The organism is Streptomyces sp. NPDC093109, assembly GCF_040701725.1.
Classification (GTDB): Bacteria; Actinomycetota; Actinomycetes; order Streptomycetales; family Streptomycetaceae; genus Streptomyces.
The window spans coordinates 1-13,839 of sequence record NZ_JBFBEZ010000048.1 but is presented as its reverse complement, the minus strand read 5'-3'; the positions used below and the strand labels follow the sequence as shown (position 1 = coordinate 13,839).

Below are 13,839 nucleotides of genomic sequence, written 5' to 3'. Positions count from 1 at the left end.
CGTGCTCAGCACCGCCATGAATAGCGCGCAAAGCGCGCAAAGCGCGCCACGCGCGCCACGCGCGCATCACGCGGACGTCGTCGTCATCGGCGCCGGCATCGCGGGCCTGTCCACGGCCCATCATCTGGCCAGCGCCGGCGTAAGCGTCGCCGTCCTGGAGGCCGCCCCTTACGTCGGTGGGCGGATGGTGACCGACGAGGTGGACGGGTTCCGGTTGGACCGTGGTGGGCGCCCGCTCATCACGTCGTATCCCGAGCTGCTGCGGACGCCGGGGCTGGAAGGCGCCGCGGTCCGGATGTTCGGGCCTGGCGTTCTCGTGCACAGCGACGGCCGCAACTACCGCACCGGTGCGGTAGGGAGCGCGCGGAGCGCACTGACCGTCGCACGCGCCCTCGCGAGCGCCCCCCGCCCGCCGCTCGGCGGGGCCGGTGGCGCGCTCGACCAGGCGCGGCTGAGCGCCGCGCTGGGCCGGCTCGCGGCGACGCCGACGGACCGGCTGCTGGCCCGGCCGGAACGTACCGCGCGGGAGGCGCTCGTGGCGCGCGGGCTGCCGGCCCGTACGGTCAGCGGCTTCGTCCGGCCGTTGCTGTCCGCGCTGCTCTGCGATCCGGATCTGACGACGTCGAGCCGGTGCGCGGATCTCGCTTTGCGGGCGTTCGCGCGGGGCCGGCTGTTCGTCACCGCGGGCGGCGCCGCGACGCTGCCCGAGCTGCTGGCGCGGACGCTGCCGGCGGGGACGGTCCGTACGGAGGTGTGCGTGACGGACGCGTCGATCAACAACGTCACGACCAAGGAGCACGGCGAGATCGGCTGCCGTTCGCTGGTCCTGGCGACCGGCGCGCGGGCCGCGGCCGAGTTACTGCCCGGGCTGCGCGTGCCCGGCTTCCACGCGGTGACGGTGGTGCACCACACCGCGCCCGAGCCCCCGTTGACGGATCCGATGCTGCTGCTGGACGGCGACCGGGGCGGGCCCGTCGCGCACACGGCGGTGATGAGCGCGGTCGATCCGTCGCGTGCGCCGGAGGGCCGGGTGCTGATCTCGTCGACGGTGCTGGGCACCCCTCCCCCGGCGGCGGAGCTGGACCGTACGGTCAGGGCGCATCTCGCGCGGCTGTACGGGACGCCGACGGACGACTGGGAGCTGCTGGCCGTCCATCACGACCCGGAGGCGGTGCCCGCCATGTCGCCGCCGCACGATCTGCGCCGGCCGGTCCGGCTGCTGTCCGGGCTGTATGTGTGCGGTGACCACCGGGACACGAACACGGTGCAGGGCGCGCTCTTCTCGGGCCGCCGCGCCGCCCACGCGGTCCTGCGCGATCTGGGCGTACGCCCGGCGCGCGAACAGACGCCGCTGTCCGCCGTGGCCTGACGGCCTGCGCCGCGCCGCACCACCCAAGTCTCCGGTCCCGTCCGGGCGTCGACCTACCCCGGGCGGGACCGGCTCAAGCCGCCGTCGGCCGAGCGCCGGCCGGCCGCGCGCCGGTCAGCCGAGCGCCGCGACCCGCTCGCGGTAGCCCCGTACGGCCGCCGCGTCCCGGTACGGCTCCAGCCGCCGTTCGAAGTCGCGTACGTACTCGACGGCGCGCGCGGAGCGCATCTCGGCGGCCTGTTGCGCCGCCTCCGCGCCCAGCAGGCACGCCTGGTCCAGCTCGCCGAGGCCGAGGCGCCCGCAGGCCAGTACGACGCGGCAGAAGAGGCGGCTGCGCGCGAAGGCGGGCGCGCGGAGCTGGAGGGAGCGCTCGGCGTGCTGCACGCACGCGCGGTGCTGCCCGAGATCGCGGTGGCAGTGCCCGAACTCGTCCGCGAGCTGTGCCTCGTCGAAGAAGCGCGCCCAGCGCGGTACGTCGTCGCCGGGCCGCGCGGCCTCCAGGGAGCGCTCGGCCCGTAGAAGCGACGACTGGCACGCGCGCGTGTCGAGCAGCACGCCGTGCCCGCGGGCCTCGGCGGCGTGCAGCAGCGCCTGGACGGCCGGGGGCGCGGACGCCCCGATGCCCTGCTGGGCGACGCGCGCGAGCTGGACGGCCTCCCGGCCGTGGCCGAGGTAGACGGCCTGGCGGCTCATGGTGATCAGGACGTACGAGCCGTACGCGCGGTCCCCGGCCGCCTGGGCGAGCCGCAGTGCCTGGACGAAGTAGCGCTGGGCGAGGCCGTGGGCGGCGATGTCGTACGAGGTCCAGCCGGCCAGCCGGGTCAGCTCGGCGGCGGCGCCGAAGAGCCGGCGCCCGGTGGTCTCGCCGTACACGCCGCGCAGCATCGGTTCGGCCTCGTGCTCCAGATAGCGGATGAGGGCCTGCCTGGCGTGGCCGCCGCCGTAGGCGTCGTCGAGGGTGCGGAAGAGGTCGCCGACGGAGCGCAGGGCCTCGACGTCGCCGGGGGTGACCTTCTGGCCGACGGCGCGTTCGGTGCGCTGCCGGGGGACGGCGGGAGCGGCGCCCGAGGGGGCGGCGGGGGGCGGTGGGTGGACGGGGGCCGTCCCCGGCGCCGGGCGCCCCTGGGCGGGCACGCGCACGGCGTTGTGGGCGGTGGCGAGGGCGGGGTGGCCGACGCGTTCGTCCGGGCGGCCGATCAGCCAGTCCCGGCTGGGCACGACCAGCCCCGCCGGGGTGAACGCGATCTTGCGCAGTTCGCTGTGGCTGCCGGAGTCCTTGCGCCACAGGCCGCCGACGATGTCGACGGCCTCCTCGGGGCTGGACGCGAATTCGAGCCCGGCGTAGACGGGGGCGCAGGCGTCGAGGCCCAGGTCCTGCGCGGAGAGCCGGCGGCCGAGGCGGCGGGTGAAGACCTCGGCGATCAGGGCGGGCGTCGTGCCGCGTGGCTGCTGGCCGCGGAGCCAGCGTGTCACCGACGTCTTGTCGTACCGCAGGTCGAGGCCGTGCTCCAGGCCGAGCTGATCCACCCGGCGGGCGAGCCCGGCGTTGGAGAATCCGGCTTCTGAGATGAGCGCGGCGAGCTGGCGGTTGGGGATGCGCTGCGGAGGTCGTTCCGACATCAGCTGTACGGTCTCCTGCCTTCCGGGCCCGGAAGCAGCCCTCATGGAACGGCGCGAATTTAGTAGCCACAACCGCCTCTGCCACCAACTTCGCCCCACATTCATCCGATCGTGTGAGGATCGCTGGCGCTGCCTGACCCCTGTATGACCGGTGGCCGGGCAGGAGGTATGCCACACACACCTGCCCGGTCGGTCCTGACGGTGCCGCCGTACAGTGGCAGGGGCGCTTCCGGTGCCCGGTGAAGTCTTCAGGGAGGCACTGGCGTGAGTGAGCTGCGGTACGTCCATCTGGGATTCGGCGCGGACGCCGTCGAGTACCGGGAGGCTTGGCAGGAGCAGCGCCGGGTGCACGCGGCCCGTTTCGCCGACGAGGTCCCGGACACCTGCCTGCTGCTGGAGCACCCGCCGGTCTATACGGCCGGACGGCGCACGGTGGAGAGCGAACGGCCGCTGGACGGCACCCCGGTCGTGGATGTGGACCGCGGCGGGAAGATCACCTGGCACGGCCCCGGCCAGCTGGTGGGCTATCCGATCCTGAAGCTGCCGCGTCCCGTCGATGTCGTCGCGCATGTCCGCCGCCTCGAAGAGGCCATGATCCGTACGGTCGCGGACTTCGGTCTGACGACCACCCGGATCGAGGGTCGCAGCGGGGTGTGGGTGCTCGGCGACCCGGTCGAGGACCGGCCGGCGGCGGGCGGCGGCCTCACCCTGGACTTCGGGCCCCGGGTCGATCCCCGGGTCGCGGACGAGGAGTTCGACCCGCGGCTGAACGGCCCGGAGTACGCGCCCTCGAACGCCGGCCAGCGCCGGGAGGACCGCAAGCTCGCGCAGATCGGCATCCGGGTGGCGAAGGGGGTCACCATGCACGGCTTCGCCATGAATGTGAACCCGGACAACACCTGGTTCGACCGGATCGTGCCGTGCGGCATCCGCGACGCGGGCGTCACCTCGCTCGCGTACGAGCTGGGCCGTGACATCGGCGTCCGGGAGGTCGTGCCCGTACTGGAGAAACACCTGCGGGACGTGCTGGCGGCGGCGGAGCCGAGGCCGCGCGAGATCGAGCGTGATCGTGAGCGGGCGAACGCTTAGCCCGCACGGGGGAATGCGCCCCATCGGCCACGGGTTGGCCAGACGTAATGCCACGTAATTAACGGGCGTAACCTGGTGTTCGCCGAAGAATCGAATGCCGCGCCAGCAGAGAAGAGGTGCCGGACGTGTCCGCTGTCGCACCCGACGGACGCAAGATGCTGCGTCTGGAGGTCCGGAACAGCCAGACCCCCATCGAGCGCAAGCCCGAGTGGATCAAGACCCGGGCGAAAATGGGCCCCGAGTACCAGCAGCTCCAGAAGCTCGTGAAGAGCGAGGGCCTGCACACGGTCTGCCAGGAGGCCGGCTGTCCCAACATCTTCGAGTGCTGGGAGGACCGCGAGGCGACCTTCCTCATCGGCGGTGACCAGTGCACGCGGCGCTGTGACTTCTGCCAGATCGACACGGGCAAGCCCGATGCCCTGGACCGTGACGAGCCGCGCCGCGTGGGCGAGTCCGTCGTCACGATGGACCTGAACTACGCCACGATCACCGGCGTCGCCCGCGACGACCTGGCCGACGGCGGCGCCTGGCTGTACGCGGAGACCGTGCGCCAGATCCACGCGCAGACGGACGGGCGCGAGGCGGGCCGTACCAAGGTCGAGCTGCTCGTCCCCGACTTCAACGCCGTGCCGGAGCAGCTGGCCGAGGTCTTCTCCTCGCGTCCCGAGGTGCTCGCGCACAATGTCGAGACGGTGCCGCGGATCTTCAAGCGGATCCGCCCCGGTTTCCGGTACGAGCGCTCCCTCGAAGTGATCACCCGGGCCCGCGAGGCGGGGCTGATCACCAAGTCCAATCTGATCCTGGGCATGGGCGAGACGCGCGAGGAGGTCAGCGAGGCGCTGCGGGATCTGCACGCGGCGGGTTGCGAGCTGATCACGATCACGCAGTATCTGCGGCCTTCGGTACGGCACCACCCCGTCGAGCGGTGGGTGAAGCCGAACGAGTTCGTGGAGCTGAAGGACGAGGCCGACGCGATCGGTTTCTCGGGCGTCATGTCGGGACCGCTGGTGCGTTCGTCGTACCGCGCGGGCCGGCTGTACCAGCAGGCGATCGAGCGGCGCGGCGCGGCGGTGGCGAGCCAGGCGGTCTGAGGCGCCGGCCGGCGCCTCACGGGCCGACGGCTGTGTGAATCCGGTCACGAGTGACTACCAGCGAGTAACTCGCCGCACCGACGCGGCCCGTACGCTCCCCCGCAGGCCGGGGCGGGGTACGGGCCGCGCCCGCGTTTCCGGGGGCCGTGACCGTATCCACGGCAGGGTTTCATTCGCGTTTGACCGGTCGGTCACGCCCTGGTAACACCGGGGAGTGACCCTGGACCCACGCACCGCGCACACGCGCTCTTGCCTTCACCTCTCCGAGGGGACCGCCACCATGCAGGTCGCGCCGGTAAGACCCATAGACCGGACCACTCCCGCCACGCCCACCCTGCCGTCCCTCTCCGGAGCGCTGCGCGCGATGGAGTCCCTCCTGCTGAGCGGCGGCCAGCGCACGGCGCGCCGCAACGCCTGGACGGCCGTCCTGGAGGACCGCCGCCGGGCCAAGGACAGGGTGGAGACGGAGCACGTACTGGAGGCGGTGTCGGAGGCCACTTCCCACGCCACGTAAACTTCCGGGTATGGCGAGGAAGGAAAACGCAGACACTGCTGCGAACCCGGGGCGACTGAAGCAGATCGCCCTTACCTACAAGATGACCCGGAAAGCCGACTCCAAAGTCGGACTTGTCCTCGCGGGTGTGGGAATCGTCACCTTCGGTGTCTTCCTCGCGATCGGTTTCTTGATCAACCACCCCATCTATCTGGGCATCCTGGGTTTCATCCTGGCGTTCCTCGCGATGGCGATCGTTTTCGGCCGGCGTGCCGAGCGGGCCGCCTTCGGTCAGATGGAGGGCCAGCCGGGCGCCGCCGCGGCTGTTCTGGAGAACGTGGGCCGTGGCTGGACCACGACGCCTGCGGTCGCGATGAACCGCAGCCAGGACGTCGTCCACCGGGCCGTCGGCAAGGCGGGCATCGTGCTGGTGGGCGAGGGCAACCCGAACCGGGTGAAGGGCCTGCTCGCCGCCGAGAAGAAGCGGATGGCGCGGATCGTCGTCGATGTGCCGGTGCACGACATCATCGTGGGCGACGGCGAGGGCCAGGTCCCGCTCAAGAAGGTCCGTACGACCATGCTGAAGCTGCCGCGCGTGCTGGCGGGTCCGCAGGTGACGGCGGCGAACGACCGGCTGCGGGCGATGGGTGACCTGATGAGCAACATGCCGCTGCCAAAGGGCCCCATGCCGAAGGGGATGCGGATGCCGCGCGGCGGAAAGATGCGCTGACGTTCGGAACGTTCGGAATGTTCATAACTGAGGGTGGCCGGGAACCGTTGAACGGATCCCGGCCACCCTCACCGATGTAACGGGCGCTGTGGCGCCGCCGGATCAGATACGCACCTGTACGGCGCGGGCGAGCCGGTCGTGGAGGCCGCGTCCGTCGCGGTCCCAGACGAGCGCCGGAACTGCCAGGCAGAGCAGCGCCGTACGGACGAGGACGCGGCCCGGGCCGATCCGCCCGCCGTTCTCGGCGACGACCCGGAGGCCGAAGAGCCGCTTGCCCGGGGTGAAGCCGACCGTACCGACGGTGAGCAGGCTGAGTACGAAGAGGACGCCGAGCGCCCAGTTCCCCGACGCCTGCCAGTTACCGCCGGAGAGCAGCCCGTATGCGATCAGCATGCAGAGCGCCCAGTCGGTGAACAGCGCCCCGAAACGCCGTCCGAGCGGGGCGACGGAGCCGGGTCCGTGCTCCGGCAGACCGAGCCGTTCACCCCGATAGCCGAAGTCGACGCCCATCTCCTCGGCCGCCGCGCGCGGTCCGGAGAGCCACGATCCCAGTGCTTGCCTGTTGTCCACCCGTACACGGTACTGCGGCACGGTTCGCGCCCGGGCGCGGGGGCGTCGTACGCCCGGCGCGGAAGGTGGCTGGTTAACTTCGGCGAAACAAATGGGTCATGCTGGAGAAATCCCGGAAACCTAAGGTCGGGTCCAGCGTGTGCCACCGCACTGGCCGCACGACCGATAACCCCCGCCCCACCCCGGGTCGGGAGGAGGAGGAGCTGGATGTTCCAGAACGCCGACGAGGCCAAGAAGTACATCGCGGACGAGGACGTGAAGTTCGTCGACGTCCGCTTCTGCGACCTGCCTGGCGTGATGCAGCACTTCACGATCCCGGCGAAGGCCTTCGACCCGGACGAGGAGCTGGCCTTCGACGGCTCGTCGATCCGCGGCTTCCAGGCCATCCACGAGTCGGACATGGCGCTGCGCGCGGACCTGTCGACGGCCCGGGTGGACCCCTTCCGCCGCGACAAGACCGTGAACATCAACTTCTTCATCCACGACCCGATCACGGGCGAGCAGTACAGCCGCGACCCGCGCAACATCGCCAAGAAGGCGGAGGCGTACCTCGCCTCCACCGGCATCGCGGACACCGCGTACTTCGGCCCCGAGGCCGAGTTCTACGTCTTCGACAGCGTGCGCTTCAACACCACCGCCAACGAGGGCTTCTACCACATCGACTCCGAGGCCGGCGCCTGGAACACCGGCTCGGTCGAGGACAACCGCGGCTACAAGGTCCGCTACAAGGGCGGCTACTTCCCGGCCCCGCCGGTCGACCACTTCGCCGACCTGCGCGCGGAGATCTCCCTGGAGCTGGAGGCGTCCGGCCTCCAGGTCGAGCGCCAGCACCACGAGGTGGGCACCGCCGGCCAGGCCGAGATCAACTACAAGTTCAACACGCTGCTCGCCGCGGCCGACGACCTGATGCTCTTCAAGTACATCGTGAAGAACGTCGCCTGGCGCAACGGCAAGACCGCGACCTTCATGCCCAAGCCGATCTTCGGTGACAACGGCTCCGGCATGCACGTCCACCAGTCCCTGTGGCAGGGCGGCGTCCCGCTCTTCTACGACGAGCAGGGCTACGCGGGCCTCTCGGACATGGCGCGCTACTACATCGGCGGCATCCTCAAGCACGCCCCGTCGCTGCTGGCCTTCACGAACCCGACGGTGAACTCGTACCACCGCCTGGTCCCGGGCTTCGAGGCGCCGGTCAACATGGTCTACTCGCAGCGCAACCGCTCCGCCGCGATGCGCATCCCGATCACGGGCTCGAACCCGAAGGCCAAGCGCGTCGAGTTCCGCGCCCCGGACCCGTCGTCCAACCCGTACCTGGCCTTCTCGGCCCTCCTCCTCGCGGGCCTCGACGGCGTCAAGAACAAGATCGAGCCGGCCGAGCCGATCGACAAGGACCTCTACGAGCTGGCCCCGGAGGAGCACGCCGGCGTCCCCCAGGTCCCGACGTCCCTCCCGGCCGTCCTGGACGCCCTGGAGTCGGACAACGAGTACCTCCAGGCGGGCGGCGTCTTCACGTCGGACCTGATCGAGACGTGGATCGACTACAAGCGCACCAAGGAAATCGCCCCCATCCAGCTCCGCCCGCACCCGCACGAGTTCGAGCTGTACTTCGACATTTAGGAACGCCGCAGGTCAGAGCGTCTATTCGCTCCCCTGGGCCGTCCGTGGGCCGTCGGCCGTGCTCTTCCCCTCCCGGAAGGCACGGCCGACGGCCTTTCTGCGGGCCGCGTTCACGCCGCCGCTTGCTGCTCTCCCCCGTCGTCCCGATCGTCCGCGGAGACACTGAACATCGCGTCGATGGCCTTACGCGCCCGAGCCTGACTGTTCGGCATGAGGTGCGTGTACGTCCGGAGGGTGAAGCCCGGGTCCGCGTGCCCCAGGTACTCGGCAAGCGCCTTGATGTTCTCCCCCGCGTCGAGCAGGACGGACGCGTAGAAGTGCCTCAGCGCGTGCATGCCGTGCTCGCGCGACGGCTCGAACCGCTCCCCCGGCTCGCGCTCCGGGATGACGCCAGCGGAGACCAGGGCGGGCTTCCACAGGTACATGTTGAAGTAGTTCCGGTTCAGCGCCTTCCGCTCCCGCGAGTAGAACAGCAGCGTCGCCGTGACGGGCGGGCCGTCCGGGGTCTTCCACGGCAGGGTGACTTCGATCGGCGGACGGCTGGTGATGTGAGCGGCCAGCGCGTACGACACCGCGTCCGGCAGGGGCACATCCCTCAGCTTGCCGCCCTTCGGCGGGGCGAACACGAGATGCGAGCCAACCATCTTGACCTGTCGTACGACGTGCACGACTCCCCCGAGGAAGTCGATCTCATCGGGCGCCAGACCGAAGATTTCCCCCTGCCGCAGACCGCATCCGGCGCCGACGTCCACGAGCGTCTGGTACTCCCCCGGCAGACCGGCCCGTACTTCGAAGACCCGCTCACGAGTCCACGGCTTGAGCTTCCGCGCGTCCAGCTTGGGCGCCCGGACGGAACCGGCGCGGCAAGGATTCCGGACGATGACGCCATCGTCCACCGCGGCGCCGAACGCGGCCGACACGTTCGCGAAGATGACGCGCTGGTACGACGCGGCGATGCCGGAGTCTTTGAGCGTTCGCGCCCACGTCCGGATGTGCCCCGGCTGGAACGCGCTCAGGGAGCGCGACCCGATGTGCGGGAAGACGTGGATTCGGAAGCGAAGTTCCATGGCCGTGATCGTGGACACGTCCGTCGTGGCGGACGCGAGCCACCCCGTGGCGAACTGTTGGAACGTCACCTTCCCCGCGGACGGGTCGATGTACTGGCCTCGCGACAGATCAGCCGCGATCTGTGTCAGCCACGACTCGGCAAGGCGCTTCTGCTTGTCGGGGAACGAGCGGCTTTTCTCCGTGCCGTCCGGGGCGACGTAGCGGGCGCGGTAGCGCATGCCTGTGCCGTAGCGCTCGGTTTTGACACGGGTGGTCTTGCCGTCGGTGCTGGTCTCGGTCTTGAACCAGCGGTCTTGGATGTGGCCGGCCATAGGTGGCTGCTCCCTTGGGAATGGCGGCGGCCGGTGGCGAGGAGTGCTCGCCACCGGCCGTGGTGCTGGTGCGGGTTGGTCAGGCTGCTGTGCTGTCGGCCATGAGGTCGTTGACCCAAGCGCGGACGGCCGCCGGGTCGTAGCGGACGTACTTGCCGACGCGGAAGCCGGGCGGCCCGGTGCGCTTCTTGCGCCAGCCGTAGACGGTTTCCAGCGGCACGCCGAACATGGCGGCGATGTCGTCGGGGGTGAGGTAGCGGTCCGGGAGTCCGGCCCGGAGGGTGGTTGTGGCGGATGCCGTTGCCATACGGGATCTCTCCTTGCGGGGCTCCGGGCGGGGACCCCCCTCTCAGATGTCCGCTACAGCCGCTACGCCGCTACATCGCAGGTCAGCGGCATGATTTTTGTAGCGGACGGGTGGGGTGTAGCGGCTACGGCCGGTGGCGGGGTGTGGGGCGTAGCCGCTACATCGGGGTTTGCCGCTACAGATTCGGGGGCTCTGACCTGGGATGTAGCGGCGTAGCGCTTGTAGCGGCTGTGGGGGGCGGGCAGTAGCGGGCCCACGCGTCTTCGAGATCCTTGGTGAAGAAGCCTTTGAGGACTCCGCCGGCCGTGCGGATGTTGCGCGAGGCGACGGGCTCGTTGTCCCCGGTCATGTACTCACCGAGCATCCGGGACAGGCGGCGGTTGTCGAGCGGTCGGCCGCCCATGTCGGCCCACGGGGCGTCTTCGAGGGCATTGAGGCGGTCGATGATGGCGACGGTGGGCAGCTTGTCCACGCCGATCAGGACGTGGTCCCGCAGATCGCACAGCAGCCGGATGCCGAGGCTGCCCTTGTCGTTGCTCTGGGATGCCTTGACCAGGGTGGTGCAGGCTTCCCGGGCCCGGCGCGGCCAGTCTCCGCCTGCCGCGTCTGCGACGGCGAGGAGGGGTTCCCAGACGTCTCCGGGGCGGTCGGAGATGCCGTCGGGCATCTCGGGCCATGCGTCCGTGATCTGTCCCCGTACCTGTTCGGCCCAAGCGGCGAGGCGGTCGCGCAGGGCGTTGCCCTCCTTCTCGTGCAGCCGGGCCCGGAACGATTCGACCTTCTCGTTGCGGGCGCGACGGCGCATGCGGATGATGACGGAGCGCGTGAAGATCGTGTCCGGCAGCGAGCCGAGCCCGGCGACCGCGACGGCGGCGAACGACGGGAACGGGGTGACGGTCTGACTGTCACCGACGCACCGGTAGGTAACGCCCTTGCGTCGGTGTCCGGCGTTCACGAACCCGCGCAGTTCCTCGTTGTCCCCGGCCTTGGGCCCGAACACGGTGTCGATCTCGTCGAAGAGGATCGTGGGGCGCCCGTCCGGGCCGGACACCGACCGGAACAGTGCGGCGGCAGAGGCGTTCACCGCGACCATCGGGCGCGGGACCAGGGTTTCCACGATCTCCAGTGCCCGGGACTTCCCCGAGCCCGGTTCGGGGGAGAGGAACGCGATCCGCGGGGTGGAGTCGAAGCAGTCGAGGAGGTGGGCGTGCGCGTCCCACAGGGCGACGGCGACGTACGCGGCTTCGGTCGGGAAGACGTTGAAGCGGCGGTGGAAGGCTTCCACCTCGTTGAGCAGGGCCGCTCCGTCGATGCTCGTGTCGTTCATGCGGCGTTCCTCTCTTCCCGTCCGGTGTGCCGGGGGCAGATGTCGCGGTGGGCGGTGTGGTCGGCGATCAGCGCGAGTACCTGGCGGTGGCCGGCGGCGAACAGGTCGCGTCCGCACACGCACCACGAAGCGGCGGTGGGAGCGGCGCCCCGGGGCGCGGTGATGCGCAACCCCCCGATGACGCGCTGCTCGGGAACCGGGCGCGGGTCAGGACGAACAGCAATGCGGACGCCTACGGCGACGACTTCCGGCGCACTACGGCCGGAGGGGGCGGGGGCCGGTCCGGCGGCGCGCGGATGGCTGGCGGGAGAGGAGGACTGCCTCTTAAGCGGTGGATTCGGCGGCGCGCTCATGACGCCGTGCCGCTGGGATTGTGGGCGATCGACCAGTTCAGAGCGCTGGTGATGACCGGCGCGCACTCGCTTTCCCGCAGCCCGGCCGCCATCCCTGCCTGCTTAAGAGGCTCTTCCACCTCGCTGCGGGTGAGCGCGCCGGATGCGACGAACCGCCCGAGAGCCCGTGCGGCCCTGAGGAGAGTCCAGTTCCGTACGCCCTCCCCGGCGCCCGCGACATTCGCCAGTTCGGCCCTGAGGGCCGCTGTGGCGTAGTGAGAGGCCCCGGACGGCGGCGAGGCGACCCTTAGTACCCGCGACATCTGACGGACCGTCAGGCAGGCGTGCAGCCATTCGGGGAGCGGGGCGGGGGGCGTGGGGTCGGTGACGGTGTAGGGCCCGGCGGCGGTGGTGCTGCCTCCGGCGACGACGTAACCGCCCCACGCGCGGGTGTCGATCAACTTGCCGAGCCTGCCCGCACTGTTGGTGAGGCGGGCGTCGGGCGGGGCGGTGAAGTACAGGTGCTGTCCGCCGCTCGCGGTCCGGGTGCGGTAGGTAGCGGGGACGGGGTTCCCGGTGCGCTCGCAGAGCGCCTTGAAGGTCGTCACGCCGGAAGGCGTGTCCGTACTGCTGTTGCCCTTGTTTCTGTTCCTGTTCTTGGTTTTGGGCATGTCGAGGTCGATGACGACCAGGCCGGAGGGGCCGGTGGCGATGCCGACGTTGAACGGAGTGTCGGCCCACGCCCGGCGGATACGGTCGGGGTCGGTGGTGGCGCGCTCCTCCCACTTGCGGTGCCCGTCCGTGCAGGGGCCGGTGCCGGGGCATGCGGTCTCGCCGTGGAGGGCGGGGCGCTTGTCGGACGGGCGGAGGGGGAAGACGGCCCAGCCGCGTTCGGCGGCGGCCAGCGCTGCCCGTAGCAGTGCGGACAAGGGTTCAGGTGTCATGCTGGATGTCTCCAGTTCTGTTGAGTGCTGCGAGATGAGAGCGGCCCCCGGTTCTTGGTCGGAGTGGGGGCCGCTCTCGGCGGTGCTGGGGTCAGGCGGGGTACTGCGGGCGGTGTTCGGCTCCGAATGCGATGAGCCAGTCGGGCCAGTCCTGGGGGCGGTCGCGGTCGAAGAACTCGGTGAGGTCACGCCGCCCGTCGTTGTAGGGCTCGTTTGTGTGTGCGCTACGGGCGGGGCCGGTCACTTCGGCACGGACCGGATAGATCCCGTTGACGGGTCCGGGGTTGTCGAGCCGGTAGATGAAGGTCACGGTCTCGGGCGTGATGATGCTCTTGCCCAGGTCGCGGACATCGGGTTTTCCGCGCACGTGCCGGGTCACGGTGACGGTGTCGTTCATGGGTCTCCTACAGGTTGGGGATGGCGTTGAGGACTGCGGTGGCGAGTTGGTTGATGGGGGCGGCGGCGCCGGTGGAGGCGAGGAAGAACCCGAATCCGGTGGCGGTGAACGCGGCGCCGAAGCTGAGGGAGTGGGAGCGGAGGAGGAAGAACAGGACGAGTCCGAAGAGGAAGACCAGGGAGATGGTCAGTGCCACGGCGGGGTTCCCTTCTGGGGTGGTGTGCGGTGGGTGGTTCCGGTGGTGTGGGTGCGGCGGGCGGCGTTGAGGATGCGGCGGCCGGTGCGGAGTCGGCGGCGTTGGCCGTGGCAGCGGCGGCAGAGTTTGGCGCCCTTGCGCAGCTCGCGCAGTCCGGTCCCCGAGCATGTGCGGCAGGGGCCGAACGGCGAGATCGCGCACAACGCTGTGTAACCGGCCAGGATGGTCAGCAGGGCGGCGCTAGCGATGAGCATGTGGGGTGAACTCCCGTCCGGGGGCGGTCTTCGGGGGTTGTGGCTGGTCAGGTGCTAGACGCTAGGTGCCTGATCAACGGCCCTGTGGGGTGCTAGCGGAGGTGCTAGACCTAGCAGCCGGGGC

General features: G+C 70.5%; 16 protein-coding genes. 6 read left to right on the top strand and 10 right to left on the bottom strand.

The window, feature by feature from the left end; all coding sequences use genetic code 11:
• The first annotated feature begins 16 nt into the window (after nt 1–16).
• On the top strand, nt 17–1,369 hold the full coding sequence (locus AB0389_RS32180; RefSeq protein ID WP_366399097.1) for an NAD(P)/FAD-dependent oxidoreductase: 1,353 nt from the start codon (nt 17–19) through the stop codon (nt 1,367–1,369).
• Between the two features lie 114 nt (nt 1,370–1,483).
• Here the strand turns inward: AB0389_RS32180 and AB0389_RS32175 are convergent, their stop codons facing one another.
• Nucleotides 1,484–2,989 (bottom strand): regulator, encoded by a 1,506-nt coding sequence (locus AB0389_RS32175; protein WP_366399065.1) that lies wholly within the window; start codon nt 2,987–2,989, stop codon nt 1,484–1,486.
• Between the two features lie 264 nt (nt 2,990–3,253).
• Between AB0389_RS32175 and lipB the strand changes: the two genes are divergently transcribed.
• From lipB to AB0389_RS32155, 4 genes are all read left to right on the top strand, one after another.
• Nucleotides 3,254–4,078, top strand: a complete 825-nt coding sequence (gene lipB / locus AB0389_RS32170) for a lipoyl(octanoyl) transferase LipB (protein ID WP_366399064.1) — start codon at nt 3,254–3,256, stop codon at nt 4,076–4,078.
• 125 nt (nt 4,079–4,203) lie between these two features.
• Nucleotides 4,204–5,169 (top strand): lipoyl synthase, encoded by a 966-nt coding sequence (gene lipA / locus AB0389_RS32165; RefSeq protein WP_366399063.1) that lies wholly within the window; start codon nt 4,204–4,206, stop codon nt 5,167–5,169.
• Between the two features lie 280 nt (nt 5,170–5,449).
• On the top strand, nt 5,450–5,683 hold the full coding sequence (locus AB0389_RS32160) for a hypothetical protein (protein WP_366399062.1): 234 nt from the start codon (nt 5,450–5,452) through the stop codon (nt 5,681–5,683).
• 10 nt (nt 5,684–5,693) lie between these two features.
• Nucleotides 5,694–6,392 (top strand): DUF4191 domain-containing protein, encoded by a 699-nt coding sequence (locus AB0389_RS32155; RefSeq protein ID WP_366399061.1) that lies wholly within the window; start codon nt 5,694–5,696, stop codon nt 6,390–6,392.
• A gap of 102 nt (nt 6,393–6,494) precedes the next feature.
• On the opposite strand, the gene AB0389_RS32150 is transcribed toward AB0389_RS32155, so the two are convergent.
• Nucleotides 6,495–6,962: an RDD family protein gene (locus AB0389_RS32150; RefSeq protein WP_366399060.1), complete on the bottom strand. Its 468-nt coding sequence runs from the start codon at nt 6,960–6,962 to the stop codon at nt 6,495–6,497.
• A 207-nt stretch (nt 6,963–7,169) separates the two neighbouring features.
• On the opposite strand from AB0389_RS32150, the gene glnA reads away from it, so the two are divergent.
• Nucleotides 7,170–8,579: a type I glutamate--ammonia ligase gene (gene glnA, locus AB0389_RS32145; protein ID WP_366399059.1), complete on the top strand. Its 1,410-nt coding sequence runs from the start codon at nt 7,170–7,172 to the stop codon at nt 8,577–8,579.
• A 110-nt stretch (nt 8,580–8,689) separates the two neighbouring features.
• Here the strand turns inward: glnA and AB0389_RS32140 are convergent, their stop codons facing one another.
• From AB0389_RS32140 to AB0389_RS32105, 8 genes are all read right to left on the bottom strand, one after another.
• Nucleotides 8,690–9,958 carry a site-specific integrase gene (locus AB0389_RS32140; protein ID WP_366399058.1) on the bottom strand — a complete coding sequence of 423 codons (1,269 nt, stop codon included), beginning with the start codon at nt 9,956–9,958 and terminating at the stop codon, nt 8,690–8,692.
• A 79-nt stretch (nt 9,959–10,037) separates the two neighbouring features.
• Nucleotides 10,038–10,265, bottom strand: coding sequence for a helix-turn-helix domain-containing protein (locus AB0389_RS32135; protein WP_366399057.1), 228 nt, complete (start codon nt 10,263–10,265; stop codon nt 10,038–10,040).
• A gap of 175 nt (nt 10,266–10,440) precedes the next feature.
• The gene (locus AB0389_RS32130) at nt 10,441–11,592 is read right to left on the bottom strand and encodes a DUF3631 domain-containing protein (RefSeq protein ID WP_366399056.1); all 1,152 of its coding nucleotides are present in this window, start codon (nt 11,590–11,592) and stop codon (nt 10,441–10,443) included.
• The gene (locus tag AB0389_RS32125) at nt 11,589–11,762 is read right to left on the bottom strand and encodes a hypothetical protein (RefSeq protein WP_366399055.1); all 174 of its coding nucleotides are present in this window, start codon (nt 11,760–11,762) and stop codon (nt 11,589–11,591) included. The genes AB0389_RS32130 and AB0389_RS32125 overlap by 4 nt, the downstream gene beginning before the upstream one ends.
• Nucleotides 11,763–11,941: 179 nt before the next feature.
• Entirely contained in the window at nt 11,942–12,868 is a 927-nt protein-coding gene (locus tag AB0389_RS32120) for a bifunctional DNA primase/polymerase (protein WP_366399054.1), read from the bottom strand.
• 91 nt (nt 12,869–12,959) lie between these two features.
• Nucleotides 12,960–13,265 (bottom strand): hypothetical protein, encoded by a 306-nt coding sequence (locus AB0389_RS32115; protein ID WP_366399053.1) that lies wholly within the window; start codon nt 13,263–13,265, stop codon nt 12,960–12,962.
• A 7-nt stretch (nt 13,266–13,272) separates the two neighbouring features.
• Nucleotides 13,273–13,461 (bottom strand): hypothetical protein, encoded by a 189-nt coding sequence (locus AB0389_RS32110; RefSeq protein ID WP_366399052.1) that lies wholly within the window; start codon nt 13,459–13,461, stop codon nt 13,273–13,275.
• Nucleotides 13,452–13,715: a hypothetical protein gene (locus AB0389_RS32105; RefSeq protein WP_366399051.1), complete on the bottom strand. Its 264-nt coding sequence runs from the start codon at nt 13,713–13,715 to the stop codon at nt 13,452–13,454. Before AB0389_RS32105 ends, AB0389_RS32110 begins: the two co-directional genes overlap by 10 nt.
• Nucleotides 13,716–13,839 lie beyond the last annotated feature (124 nt).

Bases quoted from the DNA above. Each gene is read 5' to 3' on its own strand.
- AB0389_RS32140 (WP_366399058.1), bottom strand. From the start codon at position 9,958: ATGGCCGGCCACATCCAAGACCGCTGGTTCAAGACCGAGACCAGCACC.
- glnA (WP_366399059.1), top strand. From the start codon at position 7,170: ATGTTCCAGAACGCCGACGAGGCCAAGAAGTACATCGCGGACGAGGAC.
- AB0389_RS32175 (WP_366399065.1), bottom strand. From the start codon at position 2,989: ATGTCGGAACGACCTCCGCAGCGCATCCCCAACCGCCAGCTCGCCGCG.
- AB0389_RS32105 (WP_366399051.1), bottom strand. From the start codon at position 13,715: ATGCTCATCGCTAGCGCCGCCCTGCTGACCATCCTGGCCGGTTACACA.
- AB0389_RS32160 (WP_366399062.1), top strand. From the start codon at position 5,450: ATGCAGGTCGCGCCGGTAAGACCCATAGACCGGACCACTCCCGCCACG.
- AB0389_RS32135 (WP_366399057.1), bottom strand. From the start codon at position 10,265: ATGGCAACGGCATCCGCCACAACCACCCTCCGGGCCGGACTCCCGGAC.
- AB0389_RS32115 (WP_366399053.1), bottom strand. From the start codon at position 13,265: ATGAACGACACCGTCACCGTGACCCGGCACGTGCGCGGAAAACCCGAT.
- AB0389_RS32155 (WP_366399061.1), top strand. From the start codon at position 5,694: ATGGCGAGGAAGGAAAACGCAGACACTGCTGCGAACCCGGGGCGACTG.
- AB0389_RS32130 (WP_366399056.1), bottom strand. From the start codon at position 11,592: ATGAACGACACGAGCATCGACGGAGCGGCCCTGCTCAACGAGGTGGAA.
- AB0389_RS32120 (WP_366399054.1), bottom strand. From the start codon at position 12,868: ATGACACCTGAACCCTTGTCCGCACTGCTACGGGCAGCGCTGGCCGCC.
- AB0389_RS32180 (WP_366399097.1), top strand. From the start codon at position 17: ATGAATAGCGCGCAAAGCGCGCAAAGCGCGCCACGCGCGCCACGCGCG.